General features: G+C 54.3%; 19 protein-coding genes. 18 read left to right on the forward strand and 1 reads right to left on the reverse strand.

Annotated features, from left to right (window positions below):
- The first annotated feature begins 132 nt into the window (after nt 1-132).
- Both C1Y42_RS08140 and C1Y42_RS08145 read left to right on the forward strand, forming a co-directional pair.
- Entirely contained in the window at nt 133-1,431 is a 1,299-nt protein-coding gene (locus tag C1Y42_RS08140) for an NCS2 family permease (protein ID WP_021509817.1), read from the forward strand.
- Between the two features lie 338 nt (nt 1,432-1,769).
- Entirely contained in the window at nt 1,770-2,066 is a 297-nt protein-coding gene (locus C1Y42_RS08145; protein ID WP_104093167.1) for a hypothetical protein, read from the forward strand.
- 46 nt (nt 2,067-2,112) lie between these two features.
- On the opposite strand, the gene C1Y42_RS08150 is transcribed toward C1Y42_RS08145, so the two are convergent.
- A complete protein-coding gene (locus C1Y42_RS08150) occupies nt 2,113-3,567 on the reverse strand; it encodes an AMP nucleosidase (RefSeq protein WP_021509819.1) in 1,455 nt (484 codons plus the stop codon).
- Between the two features lie 74 nt (nt 3,568-3,641).
- Here C1Y42_RS08150 and C1Y42_RS23560 point away from each other — a divergent pair, with 74 nt between their 5' ends.
- From C1Y42_RS23560 to C1Y42_RS08230, 16 genes are all read left to right on the forward strand, one after another.
- Complete coding sequence (locus C1Y42_RS23560; protein ID WP_155519940.1) at nt 3,642-3,803, forward strand: hypothetical protein; 162 nt, start codon at nt 3,642-3,644, stop codon at nt 3,801-3,803.
- 162 nt (nt 3,804-3,965) lie between these two features.
- Entirely contained in the window at nt 3,966-5,024 is a 1,059-nt protein-coding gene (locus C1Y42_RS08155) for a branched-chain amino acid ABC transporter substrate-binding protein (RefSeq protein WP_021509821.1), read from the forward strand.
- An 81-nt stretch (nt 5,025-5,105) separates the two neighbouring features.
- A complete protein-coding gene (locus tag C1Y42_RS08160; protein ID WP_021509822.1) occupies nt 5,106-6,020 on the forward strand; it encodes a branched-chain amino acid ABC transporter permease in 915 nt (304 codons plus the stop codon).
- Nucleotides 6,021-6,030: 10 nt separating this feature from the next.
- Entirely contained in the window at nt 6,031-7,314 is a 1,284-nt protein-coding gene (gene livM, locus C1Y42_RS08165) for a high-affinity branched-chain amino acid ABC transporter permease LivM (protein WP_021509823.1), read from the forward strand.
- Complete coding sequence (locus tag C1Y42_RS08170) at nt 7,307-8,182, forward strand: ABC transporter ATP-binding protein (protein WP_021509824.1); 876 nt, start codon at nt 7,307-7,309, stop codon at nt 8,180-8,182. Before livM ends, C1Y42_RS08170 begins: the two co-directional genes overlap by 8 nt.
- Nucleotides 8,175-8,930: an ABC transporter ATP-binding protein gene (locus C1Y42_RS08175; protein ID WP_104093168.1), complete on the forward strand. Its 756-nt coding sequence runs from the start codon at nt 8,175-8,177 to the stop codon at nt 8,928-8,930. The genes C1Y42_RS08170 and C1Y42_RS08175 overlap by 8 nt, the downstream gene beginning before the upstream one ends.
- A 120-nt stretch (nt 8,931-9,050) precedes the next feature.
- Nucleotides 9,051-10,472: an EmmdR/YeeO family multidrug/toxin efflux MATE transporter gene (locus C1Y42_RS08180; RefSeq protein ID WP_021509826.1), complete on the forward strand. Its 1,422-nt coding sequence runs from the start codon at nt 9,051-9,053 to the stop codon at nt 10,470-10,472.
- Nucleotides 10,473-10,766: 294 nt separating this feature from the next.
- Entirely contained in the window at nt 10,767-12,617 is a 1,851-nt protein-coding gene (locus C1Y42_RS08190) for a glycosyltransferase family 25 protein (protein ID WP_104093259.1), read from the forward strand.
- Nucleotides 12,607-13,386, forward strand: a complete 780-nt coding sequence (locus tag C1Y42_RS08195; protein WP_071813657.1) for an NTP transferase domain-containing protein — start codon at nt 12,607-12,609, stop codon at nt 13,384-13,386. Before C1Y42_RS08190 ends, C1Y42_RS08195 begins: the two co-directional genes overlap by 11 nt.
- On the forward strand, nt 13,383-13,772 hold the full coding sequence (locus C1Y42_RS08200) for a hypothetical protein (RefSeq protein ID WP_058757367.1): 390 nt from the start codon (nt 13,383-13,385) through the stop codon (nt 13,770-13,772). Before C1Y42_RS08195 ends, C1Y42_RS08200 begins: the two co-directional genes overlap by 4 nt.
- Nucleotides 13,765-14,436, forward strand: a complete 672-nt coding sequence (locus tag C1Y42_RS08205) for an NTP transferase domain-containing protein (RefSeq protein ID WP_058757368.1) — start codon at nt 13,765-13,767, stop codon at nt 14,434-14,436. Before C1Y42_RS08200 ends, C1Y42_RS08205 begins: the two co-directional genes overlap by 8 nt.
- On the forward strand, nt 14,436-15,665 hold the full coding sequence (locus C1Y42_RS08210) for a DUF711 family protein (RefSeq protein ID WP_072208521.1): 1,230 nt from the start codon (nt 14,436-14,438) through the stop codon (nt 15,663-15,665). The genes C1Y42_RS08205 and C1Y42_RS08210 overlap by 1 nt, the downstream gene beginning before the upstream one ends.
- Before the next feature lie 16 nt (nt 15,666-15,681).
- On the forward strand, nt 15,682-16,386 hold the full coding sequence (locus tag C1Y42_RS08215; RefSeq protein WP_158251396.1) for a class I SAM-dependent methyltransferase: 705 nt from the start codon (nt 15,682-15,684) through the stop codon (nt 16,384-16,386).
- Nucleotides 16,379-17,125 (forward strand): aspartate/glutamate racemase family protein, encoded by a 747-nt coding sequence (locus C1Y42_RS08220; protein WP_104093170.1) that lies wholly within the window; start codon nt 16,379-16,381, stop codon nt 17,123-17,125. The genes C1Y42_RS08215 and C1Y42_RS08220 overlap by 8 nt, the downstream gene beginning before the upstream one ends.
- Nucleotides 17,126-17,361: 236 nt before the next feature.
- Nucleotides 17,362-17,814 (forward strand): DUF6130 family protein, encoded by a 453-nt coding sequence (locus C1Y42_RS08225; protein WP_021509834.1) that lies wholly within the window; start codon nt 17,362-17,364, stop codon nt 17,812-17,814.
- A 17-nt stretch (nt 17,815-17,831) separates the two neighbouring features.
- The gene (locus C1Y42_RS08230) at nt 17,832-18,827 is read left to right on the forward strand and encodes an alpha/beta fold hydrolase (RefSeq protein ID WP_104093171.1); all 996 of its coding nucleotides are present in this window, start codon (nt 17,832-17,834) and stop codon (nt 18,825-18,827) included.
- Nucleotides 18,828-18,895 lie beyond the last annotated feature (68 nt).

The following is an 18,895-nucleotide window of genomic DNA, read 5'->3' on the forward strand; positions in this document are numbered from 1 at the left end:
GCAAAACGCCGGCATAAAAAAATAATTTTCCTCACTTTTTCCGCGTCAGCTTAGCCACCACGCGCGGAATAGCGGGAAAACGCCTTGGCAAGAGAGAGCAGGCCTGCGGGCCGTCTCCGCTGATGAGAGATGATGATGTTAGAAAAACTTTTTAAGTTAAAAGCACACCACACCACGGTGCGCACCGAAATCATTGCCGGTATTACGACCTTTCTGGCAATGGCCTACATCCTGTTTGTGAACCCCAGCATCCTCGGGGCGACCGGTATGGATAAAGGCTCGGTGTTTGTCGCCACTTGTCTGGCTGCAGCCATCGGTTCGATTCTGATGGGCCTGATCGCCAACTATCCGATCGCGCTGGCACCGGGCATGGGCCTGAACGCCTTCTTCACCTACACCGTGGTGCTGCATATGGGCTACACCTGGCAGATCGCGCTGGGTGCGGTGTTCCTCTCGGCGGTGATCTTCTTTGCGCTGTCGATTTTTAAAATTCGCGAATGGATTATTGCCAGCATTCCGCTGCCGCTGCGTGCCGGGATTGCGGCAGGCATTGGCCTGTTCCTCGCACTGATTGCGCTGGAAGGGGCGGGCATTGTGGTGGATAACCCGGCTACGCTGGTCGGTCTGGGCGACCTGACCAAACCGGGTCCGCTGCTGGCGCTGCTCGGCTTCTTTATCATTGTGGTGCTGGAAGCGCGTCGCGTCACCGGAGCCGTACTGATCGGCATTCTGGTTGTTACCTTTATCTCGATGGGCATTGGCCTGACGCCGTTCGCGGGCGTGTTCTCTGCGCCGCCGTCGATTGCGCCGACCTTTATGCAGCTGGATATCGCCGGCGCGTTCAACGTTGGCCTGGTGAGCGTGATCTTTGCGTTCCTGTTTGTCGACGTGTTTGATAACACCGGCACGCTGCTGGGCGTAACGAAACGCGCCGGTCTGGCCGATGAGCAGGGCAACGTGCCGAAAATGGGCCGTGCGCTGATCGCCGATAGCGCCGCTGCACTGTTCGGTTCACTGCTGGGTACCTCAACCACCACCAGCTATGTGGAGTCAGCTGCGGGCGTCAGCGCCGGTGGCCGTACCGGTCTGACGGCGATTGTGGTCGCTATTCTGTTCCTGCTCAGCCTGTTCTTCTCGCCACTGGCGGGGAGCGTGCCGGTCTACGCCACGGCGCCAGCGCTGCTGTTCGTCGCGGTGCTGATGGCCTCCGGTCTGGCAGAAATTGACTGGAAAGATGTCACCACGGCGGCACCGGTCACCGTGACCGCGCTGACCATGCCGCTGACTTACTCAATCGCTAATGGTATCGCCTTTGGTTTTATTACCTGGACGGTGGTGAAACTGCTGAGTGGCCGCACCAAAGAGGTCAATGCGGCGCTGGTGATTCTGTCGATTCTGTTTGTGATTAAACTCGGCTGGCTGAGTGCCTGATGCTGTGTAACGGAAGCCCGCCCGGGCTTCCGTGTAAGTTGTTACATTCGCGTAATGATTGTTTGCGTGATGTCTCGCAATTCCTGCCCGTCGCCACTTTTCTCTTTCAGGCCTGTTGTTTACTGTCTCTCCGTAAATTCTGCCATGCGCAAATTTTTTGCCTGCAGTGGCGGGATCGTGGAATGTTTAATCGCTGCCGCTCTGCTTAAATAGCGGTGGAGTGAGGCGATGACACAAGGTTGCTGAAGAAGGACAAGATAATGGATTATCCCGTTTGCACGCTGCCGCATCGGTTGCCGCCTCGCCTTCTGGCGTTAAGAAATCAGGGAGCACCGCTAATGGTACGATTAACCCAACACGTGGAACAGCTGGCGAACACCACCCGGCTGTTACAGCAGGATGCCGCGGTCCTGACCGCACGTTTTGAAAACCTTGCCACCAGAGAGGACGTGGAACGCGTGCGTACCGAACAGGGGCTGATGTGCAATCAACTGATGAATGAGATCGGTCAGGTGGAGAAACGCATCGATAAAAAGTTCGAACGGTTAAATGACAGACTGATCTGGACCCTCATGTTGCCGGCTATCCTCGCCGTACTGGCATGGTTTGTAAAAGTGGCGGTGCTGAAAATTTAAGGTTGCCAGCAGAAATCCGGCCCGTCCATGGGCCGGAACAGCGGATTTAGCGGAAGGGCGGTTCGTTGAAGGTACGTAGTTTCCTGGAGTGCAGTTTGTCACCCTCGGCGCGCAGCAGCTCAACGGCGCAGATGCCAATCTGCAGATGTTCCGAGATGGCGCCCTCATAGAAACGGTTGGCCTGGCCGGGCAGCTTGATCTCACCGTGCAGCGGTTTATCCGAGACGCACAGCAGGGTGCCGTACGGTACGCGGAAACGATAGCCCTGTGCGGCAATGGTGGCGCTCTCCATATCCACCGCCACTGCGCGGCTCAGGTTGAAACGTAACGCAGATGCGGAGTAGCGCAGCTCCCAGTTGCGGTCGTCTGTGGTGACAACCGTACCGGTGCGCAGGCGCTGCTTCACCTCTTCGCCGGGCATACCACTGACTGCTTTGGTGGCGTCGTACAGGGCACGCTGCACCTCCGCAATGCTCGGGATCGGGATATCCGGCGGTAATACGCTGTCCAGCACGTGGTCGTCACGCAGATAGGCGTGTGCCAGCACGTAATCGCCGATGCTCTGGCTTTCACGCAGGCCACCGCAGTGACCAATCATCAGCCACGCATGTGGGCGCACCACCGCGAGGTGATCGCAGATGGTTTTGGCGTTCGACGGACCGACGCCAATATTCACCAGCGTGATGCCGCGACGGTTGGGCGAGGTTAAATGCCAGGCGGGCATCTGATGCTTCTTCCACGCCAGATCCGACATCATCGCCGTTGGGTCCTGCGTCTCCGCCGTGATCACCACATCGCCGGCGCAGGCGAGACTGTCGTACGGCGTGCTGGGATCCTGCACCTGCTCAATCGCCCAGCGCACGAACTCATCGACGTAGCGCGTGTAGTTGGTGAACAGCACAAACGGCTGGAAGTGTTCTACCGCGGTGCCGGTGTAGTGACGCAGGCGCGCCAGGGAGAAATCGGTGCGCAGCGCGTCGAAATGCGACAGCGGGAACAGCGCGTCGGCGTTGAACAGGCCATCAGCGGTTTCATCGCCAATCTGCGATAGTTCGGTCGTCGGGAAATGGCGCGCAATACTGGCGCTCATGGAGCGGTCCAGCGACAGGTCGGAGCCATCAATCACATAGGGATAAGGGATTTCCTGCTGTGACGGGCCCACCTCGATCAGCACGTCGTACTCTTTTTCGATCATCTGCAGCTGTTCGCTGAGATAGTGACGCAGCAACGCCGGGCGCGTGATGGTGGTGCTGTAGCGGCCGGTGTGGGTAAAACGTCCCCAGGCGCGGGTGCGATTTTGCTGCGGGCCTTCACCCTGCCAGGTGATGCGCAGCTCCGGATAGACAAACAGCCCCTGCTGGCGCAGTCCGGCGTCCGGCAGTGTGCCGCTGGCAGTGAACGTGCGAATGGCGTTGCGCAGCGCTTCAACCGCGTCGTCATACAGACGCTCCAGTTGATCCAGCGCCTGCTCAGTGGTCAATCCGTTCCGTTGCGTATTCATAGATTCTCCTTCAGCAATTTGGACCGATTTGACCAGAGCATAGCGGATAAACCTCTCATCACGATGAAGAATCTGTGATCGACCGCATTCTGCACCATCACGGTGCTGGTAGGCGGCAAAAGGCTGGCTATGTTTATCAGGTGCAGGGAGGCCACATCGCACGTTTTCCGCCCGGCTGCGATGCCGCTGCAAAAAAATTGTCACCGATTGTCTTCTCTGGCGAGCTTTTTGCTTAAATTTCAACCGTGGTCGCGCTGACCACACTGCTCTCGAAGTGTTTCAGATTGATTTCTCCCAGGCCGTGGTATGGCTCCGTTCCTGACCCGTTGAGGATTGAAAGCATGTCTTTGAAATTCATAAAACACCCATTGAAGGTGGTGATGGCAGGTTGTTTAAGCATGGCGTTCTACGCGCAGGCTGACATAAAGATCGGCGTGGCCGGTCCGTTTACCGGACCGAATGCTACGTACGGTACACAATACTGGAAGGGCGCCAGCCAGGCCGCGGCGGACATTAACGCGGCGGGCGGCATAAACGGTGAAAAAATTGTGCTGGTGCAGGGCGATGACGCCTGCGAACCCAAGCAGGCGGTGGCCGTTGCCAACCGGCTGGTGGATCAGGACAAAGTGATGGCGGTGGTGGGCCATTTCTGCTCATCTTCGACCATGCCAGCCTCAGAGGTGTATGACGAGGCGGGCGTACTGGCGATTACGCCCGGTTCAACCAATCCACAAATCACCGAGCGCGGCATGAAAACCCTGTTCCGCATGTGCGGGCGGGATGACCAGCAGGGAACTATCGCCGCGAACTATATTCTCGATACGCTGAAAGCGAAGAAAGTGGCGGTGATCCACGATAAAGATACTTACGGTCAGGGGCTGGCGGATGCCACCAAAGCGGCGCTGGAGAAACGCGGCGTCAAAGAGGTGCTGTATGAGGGGCTGTCGCGCGGTGAAAAAGACTTTAACGCGCTGGTCACCAAAATCGGCGCGGTGAAACCGGATGTGGTCTATTTCGGTGGCTGCCATCCGGAGGCGGGTCCGCTGGTGCGGCAGATGCGTGAGCAGGGCGTCAATGCGGCCTTCTTCTCCGGCGACTGCATCGTGACGGAAGAACTGGTTACTGCCGCCGGCGGTCCGCAGTTCACTAAAGGCGTGTACATGACCTTCGGCAATGACCCGCGCACCATCGCGGATGGCAAAGCGGTGATTGAAAAATTCCGCGCCAGCGGTTTTGAGCCGGAAGGGTATACGCTGTACGCCTACGCCTCCATTCAGGCTCTGGCCGCCGCCTACAAAGCGGCAGGTAAAGACAATGCCAAAGCCAGCGACTGGCTGAAGGCCAACAGCGTTGACACCGTGATGGGCAAGAAGGCGTGGGACGAAAAAGGCGACCTGAAAGTCTCGGATTACGTGGTCTATCAGTGGGATGACAAAGGCAAATATCACCAGCTGTAATTCGCTCTGCGGCCCCGCGCGCAGCGGGGCCGTTCGCATCTGAGCGTGTCCTGTGCACGCCTTCCACCTGCGAGAGACAATATGGACGCCTTCTTTATACAGCAGCTGATTAACGGCCTGACGCTGGGCGCGGTCTACGGGCTGATCGCCATCGGCTACACAATGGTTTACGGCATTATCGGCATGATCAACTTCGCCCACGGCGAGGTGTACATGATCTCTGCTTATCTGTGTGCGATCGGGCTGGCGCTGCTCAGCTACTTCGGCATTCACTCCTTTCCGCTGCTGATCTTTGGCACGCTGTTGTTCACCATCGTGGTCACCGCCGCTTACGGCTGGGCCATTGAGCGCATTGCCTATCGTCCGCTGCGCAATTCCACGCGGCTGGCACCGCTGATCTCTGCCATTGGTATGTCGCTGATTCTGCAAAACTATGTGCAGCTCAGTCAGGGACCGAATCAGCAGGGCATTCCCACCTTGCTCAGTGGCGTGCTGCGTATGGAGATCGACGGCGGCGTGGTGCAAATCACGTGGACCAAAGTGTTTATCCTGGTGGCGGCGCTGTGCGGGATGGCGCTGCTGACCTGGATTATCCAGTACACCAAACTGGGCCGTATCTGCCGTGCGGTCCAGCAGGATCGGCGCATGGCGTCGATTCTTGGCATCAATACCGACCGGGTGATTTCGCTGGTGTTTGTCATCGGCGCGGCGATGGCCGGGCTGGCCGGGGTGCTGGTTACCATGAATTACGGCACGTTTGATTTCTACGCCGGCTTCATTATCGGCATCAAAGCCTTCACCGCGGCGGTGCTGGGGGGCATCGGTTCGCTGCCCGGCGCGATGCTGGGCGGTTTGCTGCTGGGCGTGGCCGAAGCGCAGTTCGCCGGGCTGGTGAACTCTGATTACAAAGATGTGTTCTCGTTTTCGCTGCTGGTGGTGATTTTAATCTTCCGTCCGCAGGGACTGCTGGGCCGGCCGCTGGTCGCCAAAGTGTGAGGAAGCCAGAATGAATGCAATGACGCAAACCAGCGGCATCCGTCAGGTGCTGCTCGACACGCTGCTGGCCGGTGCCGTCGCGCTGGTGGTATTCGGCCCGGTGGTGGGCGTGGTGCTCAGCGGCTATAGTTTTACGCTGTCGCCGCGGCGCGTGGCGCTGCTGGTGGCGGTGGTGATGGCAGGACGTTTGCTGCTGGGGCTGTTTCTGCATACCGCCGTGGGGCGCCGTTTTCTGCGCAAGTTTGAGGGCAACGATGACGGCGTATACGTGCGTGAACCCGGTTACCGCTCGCGCCTGCGCTGGATAATACCGCTGCTGCTGGTTGTGGCCCTGGCGTTTCCGTTTCTCTCCAGCAAGTATCTGCTGACGGTGGCGATTCTCGGGCTGATCTACGTGCTGCTGGGACTCGGGCTCAATATCGTGGTCGGCCTCGCCGGGCTGCTGGACCTGGGCTACGTGGCGTTTTACGCCATTGGTGCCTACGGGCTGGCGCTGGGCTATCAGTATCTCGGGCTGGGTTTCTGGAGCATGATCCCCATCGCTGCACTGCTGGCGGCATTGGCCGGTGCGCTGCTTGGCTTTCCGGTGCTGCGCATGCACGGTGACTATCTGGCCATCGTCACGCTCGGCTTCGGTGAAATTATCCGGCTGGTGCTGAATAACTGGCTGTCGTTCACCGGCGGGCCGAACGGCGTCTCGGTGCCGTCACCGACCTTTCTCGGCCTTGAATTCGCCCGCCGGGCAAAGGAGGGCGGCATACCGTACCACCAGTTTTTGCATCTCGATTACAACCCCAACATGAAGTTCATCTTTATCTACGTCGTGCTGGTGCTGGTGGTGCTGCTGGTGCTGTTTATCAAGCACCGGCTGACGCGCATGCCGATTGGCCGGGCGTGGGAAGCTTTGCGTGAAGATGAAATCGCCTGTCGCGCTATGGGGCTGAATCACGTGCTGGTGAAGCTGTCGGCCTTCATGCTCGGTGCCTCAACCGCCGGTATTGCCGGGGTATTTTTCGCCAGCTATCAGGGGTTCGTTAATCCCACCTCGTTTACCTTTTTTGAGTCCGCGCTTATTCTGGCCATCGTGGTGCTGGGCGGGATGGGCTCGACGCTCGGCGTGGTGCTGGCCGCGTTTGTGCTGACGGTGGCGCCCGAGCTGCTGCGCAGCTTTGCCGAGTACCGCGTGCTGCTGTTTGGCATGTTGATGGTGCTGATGATGATCTGGCGTCCGCGCGGCCTGGTGCGCACCGCACGCGTCGGGGTGCCGCTGAGAAAAGGAGTACGCCATGAGTGATGCCATCCTGCAGGTGGATAACCTGATGATGCGCTTTGGCGGCATCAAAGCGCTGAATGATGTCAGCCTGCGCGTGGAGCGCGGCTCGGTCACCGCGCTGATTGGCCCCAACGGCGCGGGCAAAACCACGGTATTTAACTGCCTGACGGGATTTTATCGCGCCAGCGGCGGGCGCATTGTGCTCAATGCCCATCAGCGCAGCACCGATGTGATTCAGGTGCTGGGCCAGAAGATTCAGCCGGGTGACTGGCTGCGGCCGGCGCGGCTGGGCTCGCGCATCTGGTACAAGATGTTTGGCGGCGCACATCTGGTCAACCGCGCCGGTCTGGCGCGTACCTTTCAGAACATCCGCCTGTTTCGCGAGATGTCGGTGGTGGAAAACCTGCTGGTGGCGCAGCATATGCAGGTCAACCGTCAGCTGCTGGCCGGCATCCTCAATACCCGCGGCTATCGGGCAGCGGAGAGTCGCGCGCTCGATCGCGCTTTTTACTGGCTGGAGCGTGTTGATCTGGTCAGCAGTGCCAACCGGCTGGCCGGTACGCTCTCTTACGGCCAGCAGCGCCGGCTGGAGATTGCGCGCGCCATGTGCACCCGGCCGGAACTGATCTGCCTGGATGAGCCCGCAGCGGGGCTTAATCCGGTCGAAACCGAGGCGCTGAGCCAGATTCTGCACCAGCTGCGCGCCGATCATCGCATCAGCGTGCTGTTGATTGAACACGATATGCCGATGGTGATGCGCATTTCCGATCACATCGTCGTGCTGGATCACGGTGACGTGATCGCCCAGGGCACGCCGCAGCAGATTCGACACGATGCGAAGGTGATCGCCGCTTATCTCGGCGCGGAAGAGGAGAGCGAGCATGGCTGAAGCAATGCTGGCGTTTGAACAGGTGGATGTGTTTTACGGCCCGGTGCAGGCGCTGAAGCAGGTGTCGCTGACCGTGGCGGAAGGGGAAACCGTGGCGCTGATTGGGGCCAACGGTGCAGGAAAATCCACGCTGCTGATGTCGATTTTTGGTCAGCCGCGCATTGCCAGCGGTGAAATTCGCCTGCGCGGAGAACCCATCAGCCAGCGGTCGACCCATTTTATCGCCGCCAGCGGTATTGCCCAGGCGCCGGAAGGACGGCGCATCTTTCTGGATATGACGGTGGAAGAGAACCTGCTGATGGGCACCATCGCCATCGGCGAGCGCTACATGAAGCAGGATAAAGAACGAATGTACACGCTGTTTCCACGCCTGCTGGAGCGGCGAAAACAGCGGGCAATGACGCTCTCCGGCGGCGAGCAGCAAATGCTGGCGATCGCCCGCGCGCTGATGAGCCGGCCGCGTCTGCTGCTGCTGGATGAACCCAGCCTCGGGCTGGCCCCGCTGGTGGTAAAGCAGATTTTCAGCATCCTGCGTGAGCTGACGCAGCAGGGCATGACGCTGTTTCTGGTGGAGCAGAACGCGCGCCACGCCCTGCAACTGGCGGATCGCGGTTATGTGATGGTCAATGGCGAAATTCGTCTGAGCGGCAGCGGCAGCGAACTGTTGCACAACGAAGAGGTGCGCAGCGCCTATCTGGGCGGCAGCGGCAGCGTCGGCGCGGGCGGGGAGTCAGCAAAAAGTTTGTAATAATGATTAAATGGTGACGGGAAACACTTTGCATAATCGTTAGCAGCCTATCATCATTATTACTCTACTTCTTAACCAAAGTGATTTGGTACTCCCTTGCGAAATCCTGGCGTAGCAGTAATGCGGGCGATCAGAAACACGGCGTGGTATCCCAAACGCCGTGCTTATCGCACGCTGTTGTGGCGTGAAATCACCCCACTGGCGGTGCCCATCTTTATTGAGAACCTGTGCGTGATGCTGATGGGGGTTCTCAGTACTTTTCTGGTGAGCTGGCTGGGCAAAGAGGCGATGGCAGGCGTTGGGCTGGCTGACAGCTTTAACATGGTGATCATCTCCTTTTTTGCCGCCATCGATCTCGGTACCACGGTGGTGGTGGCGTTCAGCCTGGCCAAACGCAACGGCAAGCGTGCGCGTGCGGCGACGCGGCAGTCGCTGGGATTGATGACGGTGCTGGCGTTTGTGCTGGTCATCGCCATCGAGTTCTGGGGGCATCTGATTGTTGACGTGATTGCCGGCAACGCCGAGCCGCAGGTCAAAGAACTGGCGCTCAGCTATCTGCAAACCTCCGCGTGGAGCTATCCGGCGGCGGCGATTGCGCTGATAGGCAGCGGCGCGTTGCGCGGTGCCGGCAACACTAAAATTCCGATGCTGATTAACGGCGGCATGAATATCCTGAATATCATCATCAGTAGCGTGCTGATCTACGGTGCGCTCGGATGGGATGGGATGGGATTTGTCGGTGCCGGGCTGGGATTAACCATTTCACGCTATATTGGCGCGGCGGCGGCCATTTACGTGCTGTATCGCGGCATCAGTCCGGCGCTGAAAATCACGCTGGCCAGCTATTTCCGCCGCTGGGATCGCAACATCCTGATGGAAGTGCTGGGGATTGGCGTACCGGCCAGTATCGAATCGGTGTTGTTTAACGGCGGCAAACTGCTGACGCAGATTTTTGTCGCCGGCATGGGCACCAATGAGATCGCCGGTAATTTTATTGCCTTCTCCATCGCCACGCTGATTAACCTGCCGGGCAACGCGCTGGGTTCTGCGTCGACCATTATCACCGGCAGGCGCTTAGGGAAAAATCAGGTGATGCAGGCGGAGCGGCAGATCAAGCACGTATTCTGGCTGGCGATGATTGGGCTATGTACGCTGGCGTTTATCACCGTGCCGCTGGCGGGCACGCTGGCACGATTCTACACCCGCGATCCGCAGGTGATTGAGGTAACCAAACACCTGATCTGGCTGAATGCCGCCTTTATGCCTGTCTGGACCGCCTCCTGGGTGCTGCCGGCCGGGCTGAAGGGCGCGCGCGACGCGCGGTACACCATGTATGTATCGATGTTCAGTATGTGGGGCGCGCGCGTGGTGGCCGGTTATCTGCTCGGCATTGTGCTGGGCATGGGGGTGACTGGCGTCTGGCTCGGCATGTTCCTCGACTGGACGGTGCGCGGTATCTGTTTCTGGTGGCGTTTAACCAGCGGCAAATGGCTGAACAATTACCGCAAAATGCTCGCGAAGAGCAGTGGCCCACAGGGCTAAGGAATCCCCACAAAAAGACAGGCACAGGGTTTTATGATCGGGTTATTGCGCCAGCAAAAAAAGATCGCACCCTATGCCTGCCATACCCGGCCCCGCCTCAAGCCGCACGGCTATTTTCGGACTGACCGCTGCCTTTCCGCTGGCAACCTAACTCAGCGCTTTCGTGAATTCGAACGTGATGCGACAACTGTGCACCTTGCCAGTAAACCTAAAAAATTTTTTTAATTTCCTTAAGAATTGTCTTTATTGCGCCGTCCTGAAAATGAGAGCTTTCTTAGTGCGATGGGTGTAGAGATGATGGCAGTCAACTGGCAGACAATAGATAAGGTTGTATACATCAACCTGAACAAACGCAAGGATCGCAGGGTACGTATCGCTCGTCAATTAAAAGCAATTGGCGTACCACGTGAAAAGATTGTCCGTTTTGAGGCTATTGAAGAAGCGCCAGGCTATATCGGCTGTATTAAATCACATATTCTCGTGCTGCAAATGGCTCAGCAAAACGGCTGGAAAAATGTATTGATTCTGGAAGACGATATGGTTTTCCATGATGATATTCAGACCAAACAGCGAATTGATCTATTTCTCTCCTCTTTACAGCAGATCAACTGGCATGTCGCGCTGCTCGCTGCCCACTATGATAACGTCGTGCCGTTAAAAAGTGTGGATTTTATTATTAAGCCGCAATATGCATGGTGCGCTTGCGCTTACATTGTGAACGGTGATTACTACTCCACTCTCATTGATAATTATGCAGAAAGCTTGCAGGGGTTACTGGCGGGTGGCGTTCCTCAGTGCTGGGCTTTAGATGTACGCTGGAATAGTTTGATAAAACGTGACCGCTGGTTGGGTATCTTTCCCAATGCGGGTTATCAGGCCGCTGATAAAAGTGATATCGAAAACCAACCTGTTGATTATCGAGCGCATTTCGCTAAAAAATTAGAAGAAATAGTCTGGCCAGCCTATCAACCTGGCGAAGAAAAGATAAAAGTGGATATCTTTTTCCAGTGGGCCCCCGGCTGGACTAACTTTGAGTCGGTATATCGCGCTATGCAGGCCAAACCGCATTTTGATTGCCAGATTATCCTGGCGCCCTATTTCAGTCGGGGCGCAAAAGCACCGGATTACACTGCACAGCGTGATTTATTAAATGATAAGGGTATCCGGTATACCGAGTATCACGAGTATGAGATTACGGCGCGTAAGCCGCATGTGGTTTTTTTACAAAATCCTTATGATGATGCACGTCCCAATGAACTGCAAAGTTTGACGCTTAATCGACGCAATATTTCTATCGCCTATATTCCTTATGGATTAGATATGGGTGATGGTGAGAGAAACCGTGTTTATCAGTATAATCTTCCCTGTCAAAATGTTGCCAGGTGGGTATTCGTTCGCTCTCAGCGGCATAAAGATGAGTTTGCTAAATATTGCGGAAATGGCAATCATCACGTCTATGTTAGCGGACATCCAAAGCTAGATAACTATCCATCACGCTTTGGCGTCAAGACGGATGGCAAAGTTAATAAAGGCAAGCCAACGCTATTATGGGCGCCGCATTTCGTCATGCCTGATGATGAAAAGATGTGGTCTACGTTTAATTTATATACACAGGCAATGCTCGATATCATCAAACGTGATGACGTCAATTTGATTATTCGGCCACATCCGCTTTTTAAACAATTTCTGGATATTCGTAAAGAGCGCGGAACACACAGCGAAACTGCTCAGAACTGGCAAATGCTGCGCGAATACTCTCATCTCAAATCACATGTGGAGTGGGATTTTTCTGCAGATTATCGCTACGCCTTTTCACAATCAGATGCGCTGATGGCAGATGCAGGATCGTTTTTGCTGGAGTATTTACCTTCGCGTAAGCCAATTCTTTTCCTGACTCATGAAAATTGCCTCGGTATTAACAGTAGCGCTGAATTTATTTATGACGCTTATGACGTTGCGAATGAATCCGCAGATATTAAAACTTTCGTTGATAATCTTGTTTCAGGCAAGGATCCCATGCGTGATAAGCGACTGCAGGTTTTACGTGATGAACTTCATATGCCAGAGCAGGGCGCAGGCAGTGAGATTGTAAAAATCATTGAAAAAACCCTTATGCCCGCTGGAGTTCATCACAATGTCTTCTAAACGCGCCGCAATATTACTGGTTGCTGGTCAGGGAACGAGAATGGGGCATTTGACCCTAAATTATCCTAAATGCTTGCTGCCGGTCGGTGAAATCACCGTGCTGGATACGTTGCTGACTGAGCTGTTAAAATGCGGCGAGCGTGAAATTGTACTGGTTACCGGTCATCAGTCATCAGTTGTAGAACGCTGGATTAAAGATAATTATGCTGATGCTAATATTAAGTTAGCGCACAATGATAATTATAAAAATGATGTCAACATATTATCCGTTGAAAAAGGTGTCAGCGCGCTTAATCATCCTGAATATGGCTATACAATTATCGAAACGGATGTTCTGCTGGATCCACGTGTATGGCCACGGTTAATGCAAGCTGAAATGGGCAGTGACAGTTTTTGGCTCACCCATGGTTATTACAACTCTTGCCTTACTGGCGGTATTGTCGAAGCCAGTAAAGCTGAACCTGCTATAAAGAAAATTGCCTATGTGCCCGATTACGACTCCGCGTTTGATGGCTGGATGAAAATGGTCGGCTTGCTAAGTGTCTCTCCGGAACAGGTGGAAAACGATCGACGCCTGCGGCAGACGTTTTTACAGCAAAGCACCCAGCAATATTACATGGCACCCTGGATTGTACACCGCTCTTGCTTACCCTGCCGTGCTGTAGATATTACGGATTTGTTTGCAAGATCTTTCAACGAAGAAGTCGATTACCGGCAGGCGGTTGCGGATTATCATTTATTATTAGAAAATTTTGAGGCACTAAAATGAATGTAGAGTTTTTTGAACCACAAAAATTGCGTCATATTGAAAAATTCAGTTCACGTCGCGTTGAATGGTTGCGTAATAAAATTATTCAGGAAGGCGTATGGGTAAAACCTCTGGCGCTTGATCTACACCATAATCTGGTACTGGACGGCCAGCACCGTATGGAAGTCGCGCTCAGTCTGGGACTAAAAAGAGTGCCGGTCGTACGATTTGATTACGCCTCGGTGCCATTAAGATCGTTGCGCGAAAATCATCAATTTGACTGGCAGGAAGTGGCGAGGCGTGCATTAATTAATGACATCTACCCTTATAAAACGGTAAAGCATGATTTCGTTGTACCCATGCCGGTATGTCAATTTTCGCTGCAGGAGTTAGGCTATCATGGTTGAAAATGCCATCATTCTGGCCGCCGGCAGAAGCCTGCAACTGGATGGTAAAAATAAAGTTTTAATACGCCATCCCAAAACGCGGAAAACGATTCTCGACTATGCTATTGATGCCTTTCATGGGAAAAAAATTACCGTAGTGATTGGCTTTGGTGCGTTACAGATTATGGAGTCCTACCCTGATCTGAATTACGTTATCAATGACAACTGGGCAACGACTAATAATGCAATGAGTCTGGGATTGGCCCTCAATCAGATTAATAGCCCCACGTATGTTGTCTCGGGAGATATGTTTTTTTCTCCTCAGCTTATCCATGAAATGGATCACGCTGAGGGAAATCTCGTTTTGACTCACCAGCGGCATAATCGCATGCTGACCTCCATTCATTGTGACGTTAATCGCCAGGGCATCGTGGAGGAGACGTATCTGGGACCGATACGCGCCGCAGAGCACCCTGAGGCTATGGGTCTGTTTAAAGTCAGTGATATGGCACTCCTGAGTCAGTGGCATAAGCAATGCCTGCGTTATGGTAATTTGTATGCCGCCCAAACGTTACCGTGTCAGAAAACGACAGCACTCTACGCTCACGACCTGGGGGAGCATGCATTTAATGAAATTAATACGCTGGCAGATTACTGGCGTCTGATGCAGGAGGATCACGGTTAATGATACGAGCTATTACGCTGGGCTTGCCTTACTCCGCTATTTCCGACGGGCATTCTGAGTCACGTTTACATCACTTTCGCACGTTAGTGATTGATAAACTCCAGTCTCGTCGTTGGCCACTGCGAACCTTACGTTTAACCCTGCCACCATTGAATGATCGTGATGAAGATGAGATTTATACCCTGCCAGCACGAATAAATTCAATCAATGCGTTGGCTGAAAGACTTGATATTCGTTGGTTTTGCTTACCGCTGGACTTAACACATGGCGATAATTACCGCGGACGGTTAGATGCCGCGTTTGCTTTACTCTTCAGGCAACCGCGTATGTTTCTGAATCTGATGGTAGCCGATGAGCAGGGTATAAATATTCGAGCCAGCCATGACGTTGCCCGTTTCATGTTGCAGGTAGCACATCGCAGTAATAATGGCTTTGATAATTTCCGTCTCGGTGCCTCATTGCGTTGTCCGCCAAATGCCCCGTTTTTTCCGTTTTCCCGGCATGAAGGTGAGACACTGAAGTTTAGTTTTGCCCTCGAAACTACCGATATTGCTTTGGAATTGAGTGAGCAGGTGCGGGAAGGCAACATGCTGCTGGCGGACTTTGCTGACCAGTTTATTCTTCGACTCTGCGCACGCTTACGCGAAATTGATGCATTCGGTCATGAGCTGGCGTCTGATTCAGGGCTTGACTATGCCGGTCTGGATGCCTCACTGGCGCCTTTTCCGGATGGCAGTATTTCTGTCGGCAGGTTAGTTGAAAATCTTGGTGCGCGTCCTGGTGGCGTTCAGGGATCACTCTTTATAACCAGTATTCTGACGAATGCGATTAAAAGCGCAGTCGCAATCAGTGGTGCTCGCGCAACGGGTTTCAATGGCGTCATGTTCTCAGTACTGGAAGATGATGCCCTGGCGAGTACCAATAATCGTCGTGCATTAAGCATTGATACGCTTAATGCATGGTCAACTGTTTGTGGTTGTGGATTAGATATGCTCCCGGTGCCAGGTTCGACACTGCCTGAAGATATTGCCGCGATTATTCTTGATACGGCTGCACTCGCGGTGCGGTTAACGAAACCGCTCGGTGTACGTTTATTACCTATTCCTGGCGGAGAGGTAAATGAATTTACACGCTTTAATTATGACTTCCTCTGCAATAGCCGCATTATGAATGTCGCGAAAAGTGATGTTGATTTTTCTGCTGATAATGAACGCTGGACGTATCGCTAAAATCAGGCTTAATGAAATGTTAGATGCAAAAAAAGTGAAGGATTTTTGGGATCGTCGACCGGATAATTACAATAAGTTATCGTTTGAAAGTTTAGCAAATCTGGAAAACGATCCAAAATTTCTCGATATTAAAATTCGCACAGAGATGCAAAAAGTTTTTGCCTGGTTGCCTGACCTGACAGGGAAAACGGTACTTGATCTCGGCGCCGGGGTCGGGCAGTGGGCTTTTCGTTTTCAGCATGAGGGCGCAAAAAAAATCACCGCTGTAGAGTTTTCAGCTGCAATGATTGAAGTGGGTAAGCTTGAAGCCAGAAAACGCAATATTGATAATGTCGATTTCATTCTTTCATCTGCCGAGAATTATTGTAGCCAAGAGCATTACGATGTCATTTTCATATCTGGCCTGATGATCTACCTTAATGATGAGCAAGCTGAAAAATTGTTAGGTAATTTGCGTGCTTACAGTAAACCAGAAAGCACTATATTATTGCGTGATGGTACGGGTGTCGGTGAAAGATTCGAAATCAATAACCGCTATTCTGCGAATCTGCAAGCAGAGTATTCGGCTACATATCGAACTGCTGAGCAATACGAAGACCTATTTGCGCGGCATGGTTTCAGCTTAACCAGGAGTGAAAATATGTTCCCTGAAGGTCATATGCTTAATAAGTATCCTGAAACCCGATTACGCCTTTATCACTTTGAGCAAAAAAATGGTTAATATCTCACCTCTCTATGACGATGTTAGCTGGCCGGCAGATGAAGGTGTTTTAGGCGTCGTAGGCGTAGCCCCCTGGGCAACACTGGATTTTTGCCAGCAGCTATATGGCCTGGTTCAGGCAGATAAAGAGTGGCAATATCCGCGACTTATTATTGATAATAATAGTAAAATTCCCAGCCGCGGGCGTCATTTGCAACTGGGTGAACGTGATCCTTCTCCCTGGATTCACGCAACTATTACAGAACTCGCTGCTGCGGGTGCGACGGTTGCCGTTGTGCCTTGTAATACCGCTCACCTCCTTTGGTCGCGCTGGAGCAAGGACGCAGCTATTCCGGTTATTAATATTATTGATGCCACACTTGAGCATATTGCGCCTCAGGGCAAGCGGGTCGTTGTGCTCGGTTCGCAAATGTTGTACCAGAGCAGGCTGTATCATGATGCGCTTACGCAACAGCACGCCGAGATCGTCAATGTAGCTGCATCCACCCAACAGCTAGTGACACGCTGCATTAACGAGATAAAAGCGACAAAAAGCGTGTCTGAACTCTCAATGCGGCAGTTAGCGGACGCCGTAAGTAGCTGGAAGCAACAGGGCGCTACGCACATTATTCTGGCTTGCACAGAGTTGAGTTTGTTAAAACACAGCGCGATCTGGCAGGAAATGACGTTAATTGATTCGAGTGAAGCTCTCGCGCGTGCCGCTTTGCGCGCCATATCATTTCGCCGCCTGCGTGATTAAGGCGGACGAATTATTTCCACGACGAAGGGCCACTTATCTCATTAATTTTCCCGCCCCCGGGCCTGTGAAAATCCTGCTTTGATTTTCCCCCGGGCGGGGTAAACACCAATTTGTATCACACTGTATCTCACGCCACACAGCACACACGCCGTTGCATAACCCGCCAGTCTGTACATATCCGCTATACATCGCCGTGGTCTTCTGTACGCATCAACTGAATGCATGGAGATACCACGATGTTAACCCGACTGTTTATTTCAACGTTACTGATGGGCGCCTCTGCGACTTGCGCCTGGGCGGAGCGACTGAGCGCTGCTGACGTGCTCGGCCCGGCAGCCGTGGCGCCACTGGATCATCCCCAGCCGCCTGCGCGATTAATTGTCGATGCGCCGCTGGCCGGACCGCTGCGCAAGGGCGCGGTGTTTATCCAGTACCGGGCAGAAAACCTGCGCATCGAGCCAGTGTTTGGCCAGGAAGCGCTGAAAATCACGCCGCGCATCGGCCACATTCACGTCATCGTGGATGACAACCCGTGGCACTGGGCGGACACCAGCGGTGAGCCGGTGATTCTGGTCGGTCTGCCTGTCGGGCCGCACAAGGTCACCCTTATTCTTGCCGATCCTACGCATAAACCGATCGACAGCAAAACCATCACCTTTAACGTGCCCGTACAGATTGCACCGCACTGATGACCCGGAGATAAATTATGAAAACACTGTTACGTCAGACTCTGTTGGCAACGCTGGTTCTCACGGCGGCAGGCACCGCGTTTGCCGCCACCCCGGCCTCACACGATTACGCTGCTGACTTCAGCCACGTGCAGCAGATCAACGCGGGCGTGCTGAACACAGGCTATGTGGACATCGGTCCGCGTGACGGCCAGGCGGTTATTTTGCTGCACGGCTGGCCGTACGATATCCAGAGCTATGCTCAGGTGGCACCGGCGCTGGCGGCAAAAGGGTATCGGGTGATCGTGCCGTATCTGCGCGGCTTCGGCAGCACGCGTTTCCTGTCGGATAAAACGCCGCGTAACGGTCAGCCTTCGGCAATGGCAGCGGACGTCGTGGCGCTGATGGATGCGCTCAATATCAAACAGGCCGTGCTGGGCGGCTTTGACTGGGGCGCACGCACGGCGGACATCGTCGCGGCCCTATGGCCGGAACGGGTAAAATCGCTGGTGTCGGTCAGCGGCTATCTGATCAGTAGCCAGCAGCTGGGTAAAAAACCGCTGCCGCCAGAGGCCGAACAGCAGTGGTGGTATCAGTTCTATTTCGCCACTGAGCGCGGTCAGCAGGGGTATGCCGCCCATACACACGACTTTGCGAAACTGATCTGGCAGCAGGCATCGCCCGGCTGGAAATTCAGCGATGCCACCTTTAATCAGAGCGCCAAAGCGCTGGATAATCCGGATCAGGTGGCGATCACTATCAGCAACTACCGCTGGCGCCTGGGCCTGGAAAAAGGCGAGCAAAAATATGCCGCTTATGAGAAAACATTAGCCACGTTACCGACAATTCGCGTCCCCACCATCACCATCGAAGGGGATAATAACGGGGCGCCGCACCCGGCACCGGAGACGTACCGCACCAGGTTCAGCGCCAGGTACCAGCATCGCACCTTCACGGGCAATATCGGACACAATCCGCCAGCGGAAGCACCGCAGGCGTTTGTGCAAGCCGTTGAGGATGCGGCCGCACTGTAGCGGAGTAATTCACGACCCTGACCGGCCATCGCGTGCCGGTCTTTTTTGCATAAGCGGCTGACAGGAGG

It is taken from the genome of Pantoea sp. ICBG 985 (assembly GCF_002928365.1).
GTDB lineage: Bacteria > Pseudomonadota > Gammaproteobacteria > Enterobacterales > Enterobacteriaceae > Pantoea > Pantoea dispersa.